Source organism: Streptomyces sp. NBC_01515 (assembly GCF_045040345.1).
Lineage (GTDB): Bacteria > Actinomycetota > Actinomycetes > Streptomycetales > Streptomycetaceae > Streptomyces.
The window spans coordinates 89475-105951 of sequence record NZ_CP109416.1; the positions used below are offsets into that span (position 1 = coordinate 89475).

Consider the following 16477-nt stretch of genomic DNA (forward strand, 5'->3'; position numbering starts at 1 on the left):
CGCCCCGCCGCCGCAAGGGAGCTTGCCGTCTCTTACGGGCAGCGCTCACGCCTCACGGCGCGACGAGCGACCGGCATGATGCCCGGCTTCACCCAGGCGGTGGCCAGGCTCGCCTCGTCGCAACGGTGACGGAGGCGCAATCGACAGCGCCCCGATCCGCGCAGGCCGGCCGTTCGCACAGCGCTCGCATCTACCCACTGTCCTGACCTCGATGCGCCAGGTGTCGCGGACGGCGACACCATCCCCGCGAACTGGGCCCGAAAGGACAAGATCGTGAGACACGATGCCGTGGCCCGTGAGTGAGACAAGCCGAAAGCACGCAGGTCACCGCAACTGAACGGGACATTCCCATGGGGGCCTACAGTGGGATCTCATTTCCCGTGTCGGAATCTCACGGTCGATGTCGGATGCAAGTCGGATCCGACATCGTGGCGAGACAGCGCAGTTGTCCTGTCGCATTGAAGGTGTCGGATTCTCCGGACGCGTTGCGTCTACGCCTGGCCTCGTGGACAACGGCGTACCGATCTGGGTCTGGCACTACTTCTCCTTGGACCACGCCCGCGCCGCGAGCTCTCTCCCGCAAGTGCGGCGAACTGGAAGCCCTGGCACCGAGCTCCGCTGAGGAAGACACCGCGCCCATCGGTACCAGGTCGGACCACCGCTCCTACGCGACATCTTCCGTGCTCGCGTCCGGAGCCTTCATCGAGGCATGCATCAACGAGTTCATCCTCGCGGCCTCAAGAGACGACCTCTCACACTGCGAAGGCGCCGAAGCCCGGACAGGACTGGAGCTGTTCGCCGACTGCTTCTTCAGCAGCGCAGGAACCACATGGATGTACGAGAACGCCCGAGACACTCTGCAGCCCTGAGTGCGACGTGGCAGGACAGCAGTTCAGCGGTCCGCGCCGTCGCCGCCGGTCCTGCAACGGTGTGGGATCTCAAGTCCGGCTGCACAATCTCACGGCTTACTTCACACCCACTGCGCTTATGAAACAGGCCGTGATATGCGGCATGTCAGTCATGCGCACTCGTCTGGTGTACCGGCAGCTTCGCACCCCCTTCGTGACCGGCCTCGGGGCTGGTGGCCGGGAGGGGTGTTGGGCGTGGGGAGTGGCAAGCCAGTTCGCCGCGGTCCTCAGCGCCTCCCACCGGACGTTGACCCGGTGGAGGGCCCTGTTGCGCTCGGCGCGGATCTCATGGCGGTTCTTCAGGCGAGAGTCTCAGCGGTGCTGTCAGGATTGCGCGGCCGAGGATGCGGCCGGCCATGGTGAAGCCAAGGGCGGCCGGGGTGGCGTCGGCGGAGACGCCGATGGTGTCGACGTCGAGGGCATGCACCACGGTGAAGTAGCGGTGCGGGCCGTGTCCGGTCGGCGGGGCGGCGCCGATGCAGCGGGCCGCGCGAGCATCGTTGGGCAGTCGGAAGGGGCCCAGGCAGGCCCGCGCCGGTGTCGTCGCCGGCGCCTTCGGACAACTCGGCGATGGTGGCGGGGATGTCGGCGACCGCCCAGTGCCAGAACCCGGACCCGGTGGGGTGAGCCAGAAATCTCCTTCCTTCACGTTCCGGGAGTACCGACGGCGTTCAGCCCTTCGCCGGTGGCGAGGCGGGCCCGGACGGTGATGCCTGGGTTGTGGGGTGCGGGTACGGCGAGGGTGCGGGCCTGCTCCGTGGCCGTCACGTCTCCGCTCACCGTGAGGCGTGTGACAGCGCGGCTGCCGGCGGCCAGTGCGTACCAATGGCCGTTCGGGGAGCGCCAGCCGGCGGCGGCCACGACGTGCTGGCCGAACCGGCTGCAGGCTGCGGTCGCGCGGGCCCGGGTGATGGTCCGGGCCGGTTCGCCGGGTGCGTATGCGCTCGTGCGGAAGGAGACCGTCACATCGCCGGGTCCGCGCCAGGTGTCGGCGCGGGTGCAGGTCCACACGGCGTGGCCGCCGCCGTCGGGCAGGTCCTGTTCGGCGAAGTCCCAGGTGTTGACGGCGCGTACGCCGGTGTCGCGCAGCGGCTCCAGGGAGCAGGCCTGGTGGGCCCAGGCCAGCAGGGCCTGGGGGCCGGTGGCCTCGCGGGGCTGACGGGCGGGTGGTGTGCCGTGTCCGGGCAAGGGGGTGTAGGTGAGGTGGACCGGGGACAGGTCGCCCAGGGGGGCGAGCAGGAACGCGTGGTGTTCGGCGATGCGTTGCGAGGAACGCAGTTGCAGGACCGGCCGGCTGTCGCAGTTCCCTGTCGCGGGCGCGGTCGCGACCGGGCCCGTGACGCCGTCCTTCGACACGTGCAGCGCGCGGGCGGGGACATCGGGGTGCAGCAGGTCGCGGGTCTGTGTCTCGGCGATCCAGGGGGCCAGCAGGTAGCGGGCGGTGCCGCCTGGCGGGGTGAGGGTGAGGGCCGCCGCCGTGGTGACGTCCGCGTCGTCGGCGCGGGCGACGCTCAGCTGTGTGTCCCGCGCCGCGGAGCGGGTCTCGCTGTAGCGGGCGAGACGCTGGCCGTCGTAGAGCAGCACCACGGCGCGGTCGTTGACGTCCCCGGCGTAGAGCAGTTGTGGTGCGTTCGCCGGTGGGGTCGTGGTCGTGGCGGGGGCGAGGTGGAGGTGTGTGCGGGCCTGCGGGTGCGTCCATGCGGACAGGGCGCGGTCGAGCAGATTCTGGTCGTGGACGCGGAGGCCGCGGGCCGGCCATGCGGTGAAGTCGACCCGCGAGGTGTTGTCCCACACTCCGGCGGCCGTGCGCACCAGGTCCGCCGAACCCTGCATGCCGTGTGCCGCGGGCGCCTGGGTGGCCGCCCGGTGTGCCGTGCCGTCACCGGCCACGGCCAGGATCACCACCGTCACGAGTCCGATCGCGGCCGTCCCCAGGACCAGGCGGGTTCGCCGGGTGCGGCGCAGGAGATCGGTGGGGCCGGCCTGGAGGGCGCAGGCGTCGAACTCCTGTGACGCGAGCAGGGCGGCGGGGGGCCTGCGCGCGTCCTCCTCCAGGAGATCTGCGGTGCGCAGGGCGGCGGCCACGTCCGGTGCGTCCGCCGACTCCAGCAGGGCGTGGACGGTGTCGGGTGGCAGGCCGTGGACGGTACGCAGCAGGAAGGCTGCGCGGGCGGCGGCGGGGGCCGCGGACAGCCGCTGCGTCAGGGCGAGTTCGTCGGCCCCGCCCGAACGCGGGAACAACCGCAGCCCCCAGACCATGGGCAGCCGGGGCCGCAGAGCTCCCGGGTGGACGAAGCGTGCAGGCCACATCCGCGGACGCCGCCCGTACGTCAGCGCGGCGCGCAGCACTTCCACCAGTAGGCGGCGCTCGACGGTCTCCCCGCTGTGGGACTCCTGGCGCGGCAGGGGGACGGCGGGTGCGGTGCGTGCCGCTCCCGCGCGGCGCAGCGTCCGCTGGACGAGGGAGTGCGCCACGAGTACCCGCCGATGCCGGCCGAGTGAGGCGGGAAGGACGAGATGTGCCAGGCGGACGAGGTCGCCGTACTGCTCGACGAGGACGGATTCGGCCTCTCGTACCCGGGACCTGACGCCCCCGGCGCGGGGCCGGAGCGAGCGAAGTTGCATGGAGCGGGACGCTTTCCGGGAGAGGACGTAGGGATGTGCCGTTGCGTCAAACGAGTGAATCCCGGGCCGGTCACTGCCGCGGGGGGTGTACGGCGGCGTTCCGCCCGGTCGCGCGGTTCGCACGCGCTTGAGCAACCGGGCCGTCTGCGTCGGCGAACTGTTGCGCGGCCTGGGTCCGCCGGCCTGATCGCAGCCTCGGCGCCGGTTGAGCTTCGTCGCGATGGCGTTGAGGTCGTCCTGGCTGAAGGTCGACAGGTTCGTCCCCTTGGGCAGGTACTGGCGGAGCAACTTGTTGGTGTTCTCGTTGGTGCCACGTTGCCAGGGGCTGCGTGGCTTCCTCCGAGGTGGTGCCGAGCCGCCGGTCGGTGTCCACCTGCGCTTTACGGACCCAGGTCCGCACCCCCTCAGCTGCGCCGAACACCGAGGGCACCCACCACCCCCACGAGCGCGACGAGCGGACGAACCACACCCATCTTCCTCCCGGACCCAGCATCCTGCCCCGGCACCGACTGCCCACCCCCTGCCACGACCTGAGGTGGTGCCAGCGGTGCCGTGCTCCTGAGCACGAGACGAACCGGTCCGGAGCCCGCGCTCCGGACCGGCTGTGTGGGTACGTCAGCCGACGGCCGGCACGGGGGCACGGTCCGTTCCGGCCGCTTCCTTGACGTCGGCGTCCCCGGCCTTCTCACCCGGCGCGGGATCGGTGTACGGCGCGGGGGTGTGATCGGCCTCGGGGCCGGAGGTGTACGGAATCTCGCCGCGCAGGACCGCCTTGGCACGGGCCATGTCGAGTTCCCCCTCCCACTTGGCCACCGCCAGGGTGGCGACGCCGTTGCCGACCACGCTGGTCAGGGCACGGGCCTCGGACATGAAACGGTCGACGCCGAAGATGAGCGCCAGGGCGGCGACGGGGACGTGCGGAACGGCGCTGAGGGTGGCGGCCAGGGCGATGAAGCCGGAGCCGGTGACCCCGGCGGCGCCCTTGGAGGTGAGCAGCATGACGGCGAGCATCGACAGTTGCTGGGTGAGGCTGAGGTCGATGCCGAGGGCCTGGGCGAGGAAGACCGAGCCCATGGTCAGGTAGATCGCGGTGCCGTCGAGGTTGAAGGAGTATCCGGCGGGCAGCGTGATGCCCACGACCGGTTTGGAGGCTCCGGCGTGCTGCAGTTTGGCCATCATGCGCGGCAGCACCGGCTCGGAGGACGAGGTACCCAGGACGATCAGCAGCTCTTCCTTGATGTAGCGGAGGAAGGGCAGCAGACGCAGGCCGTTGATGCGCATGACCGTCCCGAGGACGACCAGGACGAAGAACAGGGCGGTGAGCCAGAAGGAGCCGACCAGCAGGAAAAGGTGCCGCAGGGTGTCCAGGCCGTAGTTGCCGATGGTGAAGGCCATGGAGCCGAAAGCGCCGATCGGGGCCAGCCGCATGATCCAGCGGATGAGCGTGAACAGGACCTTGGACAGCTTCTCGATGCCCTGGGTGATCCCCGCACCCGCCTCGCCGGCGGCGTTCAGCCCGAAGCCGAACAGGACCGAGACCAGCAGCACCGGCAGGATCTCGTGGCCGGTCAACGCGCTGATGAGGGTGTCCGGAATCGTGGAGAGGACGAACGCGGCGACGCTCTCGTGGCTCTGAGTCGCCTCCGGCGGCAGGCCCTCGGTGGAGAGAGTGGAGGGATCGACGTGCAATCCGACGCCGGGCTGGACGAGGTTGACGACGACCAGGCCGATCACCATGGCGACGGTCGTCAGCACCTCGAAGTAGATCAGGGCCTTGAGACTGACGCGGCCCACGGCACGCGCGTTGCCCATGGAGGCGATGCCATGGACGACGGTACAGAAGATGACCGGCGCGATCATCATGCGTACGAGCGCGATGAAGCCGTCGCCCAAGGGTTTCAGGTCGGCTCCGAACGACGGCCACAGCCAGCCGACGGCAGCTCCGGCGAAGACACCGATGAGGCACTGGACGTAGAGCAGGGACAGCAGTCGGCGGATGCGGCCGGGTGGAGCGGTGACGGTGCCCGGGGCGGCGTCGTTGCGGCTCATGCGGGGCGTCCTTCCAGGACGGGAACGAGGAGTTCGGCTCGGGCGATGCGGCGGGCGGCGCGGTGCAGCAGCACCGTGGGGGACGCGCCCTCCGCTGCGGGGACGGCTCGGGCGGTGATGACACCGGCCGGGGTGCCCAGGCGCAGCGTGCCGTCGGCGGTCTGCCGGGCGACGCGGTGGGCGAGGGTGCCGGGGGTAGCGACTGCGGTGGCCAGCGCGACGGCCGAGGTGAGACCGATCGCCGGGTGGGGAGCGTGCATCGAGACCATGCGGACGGCCAGGTCGTACTCGTCCGGTCCGACCGGGGTGCCGTCGGTGGTGCGGTAGGCCGCGGGGCGGGCGACGACGCCGACCTTCGGCACGGCGTGGCTGACGGGATCGTTCTCCCTGGCCAGGCCCATGGCAAGGGCGGCCTGACGGCGCAGCATGGTGAGCGTGGGCACTGCCGCGGCGAACTCGGCCAGGGACTCGGTGCCCTGCAGGCCGAAGGCCTTGGCCTCGAACAACGCGGCCGGGGCGCCGGCGTCGACCAGAGACGCCTCGATCCGGCCGGCCGGGCCGGTCAGGGTGTCCACGGCGTGGCCGGTCGGCAGGGTGCGACCCGTGGTCGAACCCGCCGGGTCCTCGAAACCGAGCAGCACCGGAACCCCGAGCGCGGCGGTGCCGGGCACCGCGGCCGTGCCCTCGTCGAAGGCCGTCCGTCCGGGGGTGGGGATGGTGCCGGTGAGGCGGGCCCGGGTGTTGACATTGAGCATCCGCACCGTGGTGGAGTCCGACGTGATCGGCACCAGGCCGTTGTGGACGGCGTACAGGGCGACGGCGGTCGCGCAGTTGCCGCAGTTGCTGGCCCATTCCACGCGCTCGTCGCCGATGCCGACCTGCGCGAAGGCGTACTCGACGTCGATGCCCGGTTTCGTCGAGGTCCGGACGATCGCCGCCTTGGAGGTGGTGGAGGAGGCACCGCCGACACCGTCGATCTGGCGCGGGTCGGCGGCGTTGTAGGCGGCCAGCAGCAGGGTGTCGGCGTCCACGCCGGTCGCCACCACGTCATGGTGGTCGAAGATCCAGCACTTGCTGGTTCCTCCGCGGATCATCTCGCCCTGCAGACGCAACACAACGGTCTCCTCGTGGAAACCCCGACGGCACTTCCGTGCGGGGTGCGATCCACAGTGGGCGCGCGAAGCGTGAAGTACAATCTCGGAAATCTGCACGGGTATTAAGGTGAAGTTAACGCTGGAGGTGGCGTGATGCTCGACGTCCGGCGCATCCTGCTCTTCACCGAGGTCGCCCGCCGGGGCTCGGTCACCGCGACCGCACGAGCCCTCAACTACACTCCGTCAGCGGTGTCCCAGCAGGTCAGCCGCCTGGAAGCAGAAGCCGGGCAGCCCCTGCTGGAGCGCCATGCGCGGGGCGTCACGCTCACCGATGCGGGCCGCGCGCTGGCCGAACGGGGAGAGCGGATCGAGCGCGAACTGACGGCCGCGGCGAACGAGTTGGCCGACTTCGCGGGACTGCACGCGGGCACCCTCCGGGTCGGAACCTTCCCCACCGTCGGCGCCTCCCTCCTCCCACGGGCCGTGATCGCCTTCCGGGAGGCACACCCGGACGTACGGCTGACGGTGCGCAGCGCCCGCATTGCGGGCCTGTGGGCGATGCTGGAGAACCGGGAGATCGAGATGTCCCTGATGTGGGACTACGACTGGAACCGCATCGACCGCGAGGACATCGCCGTCACCACACTGGCCGACGACCCCCCGGCCCTCCTCGTCGGCCAGGGCCACCCCCTGGCCGACCGCCCTTCGGCCGCCCTCGCGGACTTCGCGAACGATCCATGGATCACCCGCGCCGACCGCCACCCGGTGGCCGAGGCCCTCGCCCGCAGCTGCCGCGCAGCCGGGTTCGAGCCGCAGATCGCCTACGAGGCCCACGACTACCAGGAGGCCCAGGCCATGGTCGCCGCCGGCATCGGCGTCGCCCTCGCCCCCACCCTCGCCCTGGAAGGCATCCGAGCCGGCGTCAGCATCCTGCCGCTGCAACCCCCTGCCCCGGTGCGCCGCATCCTCCTCGTCCGCATGAGCGACCACGCCCTCACCCCTGCCGCCCAGGCCTTCGCGGGCTTCCTGCGCGACAGCGCGGCGGTCGGCGCGCCGTCTTGACATGCCATGCCATGCCGCGTTGTACGGCCACCAGGGAAACGGTCCCACCCGCCGACGTGATCGCCGAGATGACCACGTTGGTGACCCGCCATGACGGCCCGCCACCCAGCGATCGGCCCCTACTTGCCCCGGTCCAGTGGGACCGGATGTCGCCACACCCCATGAAATCCAGGTCAGACACCACACACGGAGCCACGGCGGGACGGGCCCCGATGCAGGCGAGGGCGAGGAACCGCGAGCCATGGGCGTGCGCAGTCGTACGACGCTGTCACGTGGCGGGTGGGGGCAACGGAATCTGCCCGAGCGGACCTTCCGGCGCGGTGGCGGCGCGGCGTAGAACGGAGCCGACCGGGAACCGCCCCGGCCAGCGAGGAGGAATCCGCGTGCACCCTTACCAGCGGCAGCGCAGCCCGGAGACCGGTCAGTTACGGGGCGGGCCGTCCGGGACCACCCAGCCGCCCGCCCCACTCACCGGCGCCTGGTTGACCCACTTGCAGCGGGTGGCGTCGGGGGACACGGGTGCGGGACAGCATCACGAGGGCGCGAGTCAGCAGACGCAGGCCGTCGACCACGGCCGCGGCGGGGCCGGAGTGACGGTCCAGCGTGTCGGCGCCGAAGCCCCGGCGGAGTCCGCCCGGGAGCAGGAGGCGCCCGCGCCAGAGGTCGGCAGCGGCGACAAACACGGCGCGCAGCAGATCCGGCGCCTGATGAAGTCGATCCCCGACCACACGGTCCTACAGAAGATCAAGATCGGCTGGCTCGCCCCCAACACCTGGTGGCCCGAGGAGTGGATGGTCGAGGGGGAGCCCAAGCTGCGCCGCACCCTGGACCGGCGAGTGAAGCTCGGTGAGCCGTTCACCGACCAGGAGCTGGCGGACATCCAGCACCTGTCCGAGCTCAACCCGAAGTGGCTCGAAAGGGTCGGCATCGGCACGTACCAGGAGGCCGAGAAATACGTCGGAGGCCGGTTCGACAACTGGATGAAGCTTTCCTCCGGGAAACGCGTGCTCACCGCCACGCTGGCCTTCAAGAAGCAGCATCCGCACATGGTCGAGGCGATGAAGGCTCCCCCGAGCCACCCGGACTACACCCTGGGCAGGTTCATGACGACCAAGTCCCCCAACATCCCCGACGGCGTGAAGGAGGAGATGAAACGGGAGGCGTACGAACAGATCCGGCAGACGGCCGTGGACACCCTTCACCCGGCCGGTATCCCTGCCGAGCGGCGTCACCCGGACGCGCACAAGGACTCCACCCGGGCCTGGGCGCCCAAGGACAAGGACGCTCGGGAGATGCTCACCAAGGTGCTGCTGATCCTCCGCAACGGTCTGAAGCTCTACGACGCCGGCCAGAAGGCCCACGTGGACGACCACGGGCAGGACGTCATCCGGGCGCTGGCCCACGGCGGCCGAGTCGTCATCGACATCCCCGCCCTGACCGACGGTCAGTCGCCGTACGACCTCACGGACTTCCTGGGCGCCACCCAGCCGGTTCCGCACCCCCCGGACTCGGAAGGCCAGGATCCGGCCCGCCAGCTCGGCCCCTCGGTGTCCCACCGCGGCTTCGCAACTCACCGTACGAAGATCACCGAGGACAAGGACGGGAAGCCCGGAAAGTTTCAGGAGGAGGGCGAACTCCCTGCCGCCGTGAAGAACTTCTTCTCCAAAGCGGGCTCGAACCCACCGCTGCTCATGGGCATGGACATTTCGGGCGGCGGTCTCGGCGGCGCCGACTGGAACGGCGACGTGATCCTGCCCAACGGGTCCTGGGGTCACATGCTGCTGGTATTCCAGCAGCCGACTGCGAAGACGAAGGGTTCCCTCCTGGTCGGTATCGAGACTCTCGCCCCGGGCGCCACGAGCCCGGTCGGCTACGAGCACAAGGCCACCTCCAGCGAGGCCACCGCCAACGACGAGTCCGTCCTGCACGGCCACAAGGGCGACAAGGTCGGCGCGGGCAAGCTCAAGGAAAACTCCCGCCTGGTCGAACTCTCCGACTTCGCGCAGAAACGGAACGACGGCGACTGGCGCACGTTCCTCGACGAACTTAACCAGGAGTGGGTGCAGAAACTCGGGAAGACCGAGGACGGCAGCAAGGAACGAGAAGCCCTGTACAGGGAATTGGTCGGCCCCCGCCAGACGTAGCGCCCTGTTTTCCGCGGTCGTGCAAGAGCACTGCGGCCGCCGGGCCCGACGCCATCCCCGTACCGCCATCCAGCCACGGAGCGAGGAACCAGTCGATCGCCGCCAGCCGCACCGCGGCGAGCCTGCCATGGACCGGGCGATCCAGCCCGCGCCGCACACCACCCTGGCAGACGCCGCCCATACGGCCCTGAGCATGATCAGACAGGCCCTCGCACAGATATCGGAACTCATCGCTCGACGCCGCACCGAACGTGGTCAGATGCCGCCGCCGGTCACAGACGGTGTCAACTTGACTCGGCCGTAAACGACCGGGCTTGGAGGTAGCGCCCAGCTGGCTGCTGGGTGGGCTCCTCCGCCCAGACACCTAGGAAGGTGCTGGGACGCGTGACTCACGCCCCGCAATCCACACAGCCTCGCCGCGTGCGGCGATGTTGCGGGAAGCATTCCGGTCGGCGTGGGCAACGACCCCGCACTTCCGGCAGATGAAGAGGCCCTGGCCGACCCGGTTCCCCTTCTCGATGTGATGACACTCGGCGCATTCCTGACTGGTGTACGCCGGATCGACGTACACCAGCGGAACGCCTGCCCGGCGTGCCTTGTACTCGATGAACTGTCCGAGTCGATGGAAGGCCCAGGAGTGGAGCGTGACCCGTTGCGGCTTGCGGAGCCGTACCCTCTGCCGGATGCCGCCCAGGTCTTCCAGGGCGACACCGGACGAGGTGCGTTCAGCCTCGGTCACGATCCGTTTCGCGATGATGTGGTTGACATTCGCGGCATGCCGCGCTTCCTTGCGGCGCCGGTTCTTCAGCCGTCGTTTCGCGGACTTGGTGCCCTTTGACTGCAACGTGCGGCGCAGGTCGAGTTGCTGCTTGCGGTGCCGGTTCAGTCCGCGACCGGCGGCACGGTATCCGGTGGAGGTGGTGGCGATGTTGGCAATGCCCAGGTCGACGCCGATGAACCGGTCGGGCTCGTACTGCTCGGCTTCGGAGACCTCGCACACGGCGACCAGGTAGAACACGGCATCACGTTCGATCAGGTCGGATTCGCCCCTGCGGTACTCCCGCAGCGTTTTGAGGGCGTCGGCGGAGCAGGCGAAGCGGACGTTCTTCAGGCGCCCTGCCGTGGTCCAGAAGCTGACCGTCTGCGCGTCGTACTACCAGGACAAGCACCGGTCGTCGAACGAGTGCGCGGCCTCGGAACGGAAGACAACGGGCTTGGACTCGGCCTTCTTCCGGCGCTTCGAGCCAGGCTTGCCGAGATTGCCGCCCGCAGGTTCACCCGCAGCGTGGTGTAGGCGTCGCACACCTTCTTGATGGTGTGCTGCGCGGCCTGCGCCCCGAGACCGGCTGCTTTCAGCTCGGCGTAGGTGTGCTTGCGCAGTTCGTACTCACGCGGCACACCACGGGCGAATGCCACCTCCGACACCCAGTTGGCGCGGTCATTGACCGTGTGCAGGGTCGCGCCGATGGCGGGCGCCTGTACGACATCCGGCATCAGCTTGAACTGCGCGCTGGGAACCAAACCCCAACATCCGCAGGGGCCGTACGGTCGTATTCACCCTCCACACACACTTGGTCTTCACACCCGAATACCGGCGTGGACCGTTCACGGACGAGATCTTTCGACGCTGCGAGGAAGTCATGCGCGCCGTCTGCGCCGACTTCGAAACCGAGCTGGTCGAGTTCAACGGCGAACGCGACCACGTCCACCTCCTCACGCACTACCCACCGAAGGCCTCCCTCTCCAAACTGGTGGGCTCCCTCAAAGGTGTCTCCGCCCGCAGACTCCGCCAGAAGTACCCCGACCACATCCGCAAGTACCTGTGGGGCGCGCACTTCTGGTCACCCTCATATTTCGCGGCGAGCTACGGCGAAGCACCGTCGGCTGCCATCAAGGAGTACATCGAGCAGCAAAAACGTCCGTCGTGATCTACACGCCAGAACAATCCAGAGAAGCGATTCCTCCCGAGCGTGAACACCCGGGATTCCTCGCTAGATCCCGCTGAACGCAAACCGGTGAACCCCTGGAGGCACAGCGCAATCTTCCCGCCGTAGGATGAACGGCGACGCGACGACCCGTGTTGCGGGGGTGAGTTCCACGCTCGTGGCACTACACGATTGCGAGGTGTGCGATGCGTGAACTGTCACATGCCGCAAGGCCAGTTGGAGATGGGCTCGATGACGGTGGTGACTCAGGCGACGTGCAGTCACCGGGCGGGCCGGGCGAGGGCCGCAAGCCCGCGCGGGCCGCACCGGAGACCAACGTCCTCGACCGCCTGGCCGCGCTGCAACGCTTGGCGGGAAACGCCGCCGTTGTGCGTCTGCTGAGTCCTCCGAGGACGGCGGCCGATCGGGAAGCCCCTTCAGCCGACGACCAAGACGCGGGCTGAGCGGAAAGCAATAAGGGCTGGACGGCGCTGACTACCCGCCGCCGTCCAGCCGTTTCGTCAGCGCAGACTTCAGCCCGCCCCGCCCGGGTCGTCGAAGTTCTTGTATTTGTCGACCGGAAAACCGCCCGTGATGCCTGCCACCTGGCCTGCATCATCGCCTGTGGGCCTGTAGTGACCGCTGTCGTTCGTCCACTTCATCAGGACACCGTCGGTGAACACGGCAGTACCTGCCCAGTACACGTGCCCGTCGCCGGCTTTACTGGCCTTCGCGAGCGCGGAATGCCCCTCTTCGTACTCGGTGCCGACTTGCGACGCCATGATCTTGTCCGGCTTCCGCACGGGGATCACGAAGTTGTACTTGCCGTTCGCCAGCGCGGGGGTCCCGTACTGCTTGCGACCCTCGTGCGGTGACGCCGAGTACAGCATTGTCGAAAGGTCGAGGGAGAGCTTGTATCGGCTGCCGTGACGCCGCTGGACCAGCATGTCGTTCGCGAACGCGACCGTCCCCTGCATGGGAAGAGGAAGCGATTTTTCCAGCTGGTCCTCCAGCTTGGCGGCCAAATCGTCCTTGCCCTGGGCCCGCAGCATCTGCGCGTTCCGTGTCAGCGCCGAGGCGGACCGGGACACCTCCATGTCCTCCCGAGTGGCCCGCCGGGTGCGCTGTACCGCGACGGCACCAGTCGCGACACGCTGTACGCCGTGCCCGCAGGCATGGCTGTGCCGGTGCTGTTCGACGTCGTTGGTCGGCTCCCCGGAGGCGATCCTCTGGATGGGCGCGGGTCCTTGCATGACCCGGTCCGCCGTGTTGACAGCGTGCCGTTCACCGGAGTCGCCCGGATCCGAGATGCTCAGACCGGCGCCGTTGTCCACGCCTGGGACGGACCCCTTCGCCTGGTCGAGCGTGTGTGCCAGCTCGTGCGCCCAGTCCTTCTGGCTCATCCCTCCGCCGTCCACGATGTGCTGACCGGTAGTGAACGCCTTGGCCTCGACGATGGCCGCCGCCTCCCGCGCGGCAGGCCCGTCATGCACCCTCACGCGGCTGAAGTCGGCGCCGTCGAAACGCGCCTGCATCTCGGTCTGCAAGCCGGGATCCAGCTGGCGTGCCGGCGACTGAAGGGCATTGTCCACTGCGGCGCGCTGCACCTGGGCGTGGTCCGCGTTCTCCCTCTCCTGGTCGGCAGGCCCGCTTCCCTTGGCCGCGATACGTTGCAAGTGCGTCAGCCAGGCGCCCGTCAGCCCTGCGCGCGGCGTGCCGGCACGCGATGCGGGCGACGGGCGTTCGTTACTACGAGCCTGTCCATGTCCGAGGTAGTGCACGCAAGTCCTCTCCAGCAGCAAGGAAGCTTTCGTCTCGTTCTAAGTCATCGCGACGGGTGCGACAAGGTCCATCCGGACAGACTGTCTGCCCTCCTGGTGCACGTTCAGGCGCGCGCTGACGGCCTCTGGAAAGCGACCGCACGGCTTAGTACTCCAGTCTGACTTTGTGATCGCACCTGCAGCGGGGCGGTGTGAGGAGCTCTGGGAACTCCAGGGGTCCCGTTGACGGCGGCTCGGTAGGGTCAGCTCGTGCACCCTGACGAGAACACCCCTGCCGAGGTAGCACCGACCTTGAACTGGCAGGATGGCTCAACGCTGCGATGGATCGAGCAGCCCGAGGAGGTCGATTCCGCGTTTGACCGGCGCGAGCCGCTCGTCGGGGTGGGCGTGATCGCTCTGGCGCTGAACCATCCGGACGCGAACGCGATCTTGCCCCGAGTCGCCCGCGCGCTGGTGGCCGAGGAGGCGGAAGTGCGCCGCCAAGGCGTGGTAGCTCTTGCCCATGTCGCCCGGCTGCATCGAACCGTGGATAGGCGATGTCTCAATCTCCTGCGCGGCTTCCCTCGCGGCAACGAAGCCGACGACGACCTCTGGTCCTTCGTAGACCATCGCCAGCTGCCGTTGTGGCTCTGGCGGTACCACGCGGCACAGCGGTTGGCCTGGCTGGTTCGTGACAGGTGGCGGGACTGAAGCTCCACCCACGGACGGCGGGAACCAGTACGGTCACCGCGTGATCTTGGTGAGGTGTGTGGACTCTCCAAAATCGTGCGGTGGCCGCGGGCCATAGCGTAGACCCAGCCTGCTGGCGGGCGATGTTCGACCAGGCCATGGCCCGCATCGCGGGCCGGTTCCGACGGGTGGAACCGAGGGCGACGGCGCGGGCGTTCGTGCTCGGGCTGCTGTCCGGCGTCGAGCGCAAGAACTGCTGGCAGCTGGCCGAGGAAGCTGGCCATGCCCGCCCCGGCGCGATGCAGCGGCCGCTTCGAAGTGCACGCTGGGATGCCGACGAGGTGCGCGACGAAGTGCGGTCCTACGTGCTGGACCACCTCGGCGGTGACGGGGTGTTGATCGTCGACGAGACGGGGTTCTTGAAGACGGGCCTCCATTCGGCGGGCGTGCAGCGGCAATACACCGGCACCGCCGGGGCCCGTATTTCAATAAGTGCTCGGCAGAGGAGTGTTGGTGGGAGTTTGAGATATGACCCCGTGTCTGTCAGGCCGCGTTGCCGCTCGTGCTCTGCGGGCCAAGTTCGATCAGATCCTTCCGCACTTCGATGAGCGCCGCCGTCGGTTGTACCTGGCCAGCGAGGCGGCGGCCCTCGGCCGCGGCGGGATCGTCCGGGTCGCCGCCGCCTCCGGCACCAGCACTGCAACCATCGCGCGGGGTATGGCCGAGTTGGCCGGTTGCTCCTCACCGACCCTGCGGGTCCGGGCTCCAGGTGCGGGCCGCAAGCGGCAGACGGAGACCGACCCTGGTCTGCTGCCCGCGCTGGAGTCGCTGATCGAGCCGCACACCCGAGGCGACCCCGTCTCCCCGTTGCGGTGGACCACGCTGTCGTTACGGGCCCTGGCCTCGACCCTCACCACACAGGGCCACCCGATCAGCGCTTCAACCGTCGGACACCTGCTGCACACCCTGGGCTACAGCCTGCAGGGAACCGCGAAGACAACAGAGGGCATCAGCCATCCGGACCGCGATGCCCAGTTCACCCACCTGAATGCCACCGCCGCCGCGTTCCTCAACGATGCCCAGCCGGTGATCAGCGTCGACACCAAGGCCAAGGAATGGCTCGGCAACCGGGACCGGCCCGGTCGCACCTGGCGGCCGGGCAAGAACGTGATCAAGGTGGACTGCCACACGTTCACCACCAACGACCAGCCCATGGCGATCCCCTACGGGATCTACGACATCGCCCACAACAGCGGATGGGTCAACATCGGCACCGACCACGACACCGCCCAGTTCGCGGTGGAGTCCATCCGCCGCTGGTGGCAGCACCGCGGACGGGCGGACCACCCGCATGCCGGCAGGCTCCTGATCACCGCCGACTCCGGCGGCTCCAACGACCCCCGACGCTGGACCTGGAAAAGCAACCTGGCCGCCTTCGCACGGGAGAGCGGCCTGGAGATCACGGTCTGTCACCTACCGCCGGGGACTTCGAAGTGGAACAAGACAGAACACCGGATGTTCTGTCACATCACCGCGAACTGGCGGGGGCGGCCGCTGACCAGCTATCAGGTCGTCCTCGAGACCATCGCCGCCACAACAACCAGGACCGGCCTGACCATCGGGGCCGAACTGGACACAGGCAACTACGACCTCGGCATCAGCGTCACACCCGCCGAGTTCCACACCCTTCCGATCACACCCGACACCTTCCACGGTGACTGGAACTACACACTGGCTCCCGTTCCACCGCGAGCGCCAGACACGTCGGCAACGACACACCGAACCGACCCGGCCCTGACCGCGATGCTCACCGATCCGGCCCTGACCGGCACGTCACGAACCGCCTTCGAGTATCTGGTGGCGGTCTCGGAGCCCTTCTAGGACGCCTTGGCCGAGGCAGCATTCCAGCGACGCTTCCACCGCCCGCGCAGCTACCGCCACCCACAGACCAGCAGCGTGGACCACACCCACCGGCTCCTGGCAGCCGTCCTGCACCGCCGCCAAGCGGTGACCATGACGTTCCTGGCCCAACTACTGGGCGTCAACCGCACCAACCTGTCCATCCAGTACCAGGACGCAAAACGACTGCTGGACCTGCACCGGATCCTCGTCACGCCGATACCCGTACCGCCCGCCCGCACATTGGAACAGCTACACGCCCGAACAACCCCCGTGGAACCCGTCGCTGACAGTTATTGAAATACGGGCCCCCGGCAGGAT

At 68.8% G+C, this 16477-nt stretch carries 9 protein-coding genes and 4 pseudogenes; 6 read left to right on the top strand and 7 right to left on the bottom strand.

Going from position 1 to position 16477, the window contains the following annotated elements; all coding sequences use genetic code 11:
- Positions 1 to 1194 precede the first annotated feature (1194 nt).
- From OG407_RS00355 to OG407_RS00375, 5 genes and pseudogenes are all read right to left on the bottom strand, one after another.
- A pseudogene (locus tag OG407_RS00355) lies at positions 1195 to 1471 on the bottom strand (hypothetical protein).
- An 82-nt stretch (positions 1472 to 1553) separates the two neighbouring features.
- On the bottom strand, positions 1554 to 3533 hold the full coding sequence (locus OG407_RS00360; protein WP_405853866.1) for a hypothetical protein: 1980 nt from the start codon (positions 3531 to 3533) through the stop codon (positions 1554 to 1556).
- A gap of 198 nt (positions 3534 to 3731) precedes the next feature.
- A pseudogene (locus OG407_RS00365) lies at positions 3732 to 3866 on the bottom strand (transposase); the annotation flags it as partial.
- A 282-nt stretch (positions 3867 to 4148) separates the two neighbouring features.
- On the bottom strand, positions 4149 to 5582 hold the full coding sequence (dctA, locus tag OG407_RS00370) for a C4-dicarboxylate transporter DctA (RefSeq protein WP_405853868.1): 1434 nt from the start codon (positions 5580 to 5582) through the stop codon (positions 4149 to 4151).
- The gene (locus OG407_RS00375; RefSeq protein ID WP_405853870.1) at positions 5579 to 6697 is read right to left on the bottom strand and encodes a PrpF domain-containing protein; all 1119 of its coding nucleotides are present in this window, start codon (positions 6695 to 6697) and stop codon (positions 5579 to 5581) included. Before OG407_RS00375 ends, dctA begins: the two co-directional genes overlap by 4 nt.
- 132 nt (positions 6698 to 6829) lie before the next feature.
- Here OG407_RS00375 and OG407_RS00380 point away from each other — a divergent pair, with 132 nt between their 5' ends.
- Both OG407_RS00380 and OG407_RS00385 read left to right on the top strand, forming a co-directional pair.
- Complete coding sequence (locus OG407_RS00380; protein WP_405853872.1) at positions 6830 to 7738, top strand: LysR substrate-binding domain-containing protein; 909 nt, start codon at positions 6830 to 6832, stop codon at positions 7736 to 7738.
- Between the two features lie 383 nt (positions 7739 to 8121).
- Positions 8122 to 9882, top strand: coding sequence for a PE-PGRS family protein (locus OG407_RS00385; RefSeq protein WP_405853874.1), 1761 nt, complete (start codon positions 8122 to 8124; stop codon positions 9880 to 9882).
- 364 nt (positions 9883 to 10246) lie between these two features.
- Here the strand turns inward: OG407_RS00385 and OG407_RS00390 are convergent.
- Positions 10247 to 11376, bottom strand: a pseudogene (locus OG407_RS00390) (RNA-guided endonuclease InsQ/TnpB family protein).
- 35 nt (positions 11377 to 11411) lie between these two features.
- Between OG407_RS00390 and tnpA the strand changes: the two are divergent.
- The gene (gene tnpA, locus OG407_RS00395) at positions 11412 to 11810 is read left to right on the top strand and encodes an IS200/IS605 family transposase (protein WP_405868215.1); all 399 of its coding nucleotides are present in this window, start codon (positions 11412 to 11414) and stop codon (positions 11808 to 11810) included.
- Positions 11811 to 12340: 530 nt separating this feature from the next.
- On the opposite strand, the gene OG407_RS00400 is transcribed toward tnpA, so the two are convergent.
- Positions 12341 to 13588: a DUF4157 domain-containing protein gene (locus tag OG407_RS00400; protein ID WP_405853876.1), complete on the bottom strand. Its 1248-nt coding sequence runs from the start codon at positions 13586 to 13588 to the stop codon at positions 12341 to 12343.
- Positions 13589 to 13837: 249 nt separating this feature from the next.
- On the opposite strand from OG407_RS00400, the gene OG407_RS00405 reads away from it, so the two are divergent.
- From OG407_RS00405 to OG407_RS00415, 3 genes and pseudogenes are all read left to right on the top strand, one after another.
- Positions 13838 to 14278, top strand: coding sequence for a hypothetical protein (locus tag OG407_RS00405; protein WP_405853878.1), 441 nt, complete (start codon positions 13838 to 13840; stop codon positions 14276 to 14278).
- Between the two features lie 137 nt (positions 14279 to 14415).
- Positions 14416 to 14865 (top strand): transposase, encoded by a 450-nt coding sequence (locus OG407_RS00410; RefSeq protein ID WP_405868217.1) that lies wholly within the window; start codon positions 14416 to 14418, stop codon positions 14863 to 14865.
- Positions 14786 to 16466, top strand: a pseudogene (locus OG407_RS00415) (ISAzo13 family transposase); the annotation flags it as partial. The gene OG407_RS00410 and the pseudogene OG407_RS00415, both read left to right, overlap by 80 nt.
- Positions 16467 to 16477: the final 11 nt, after the last annotated feature.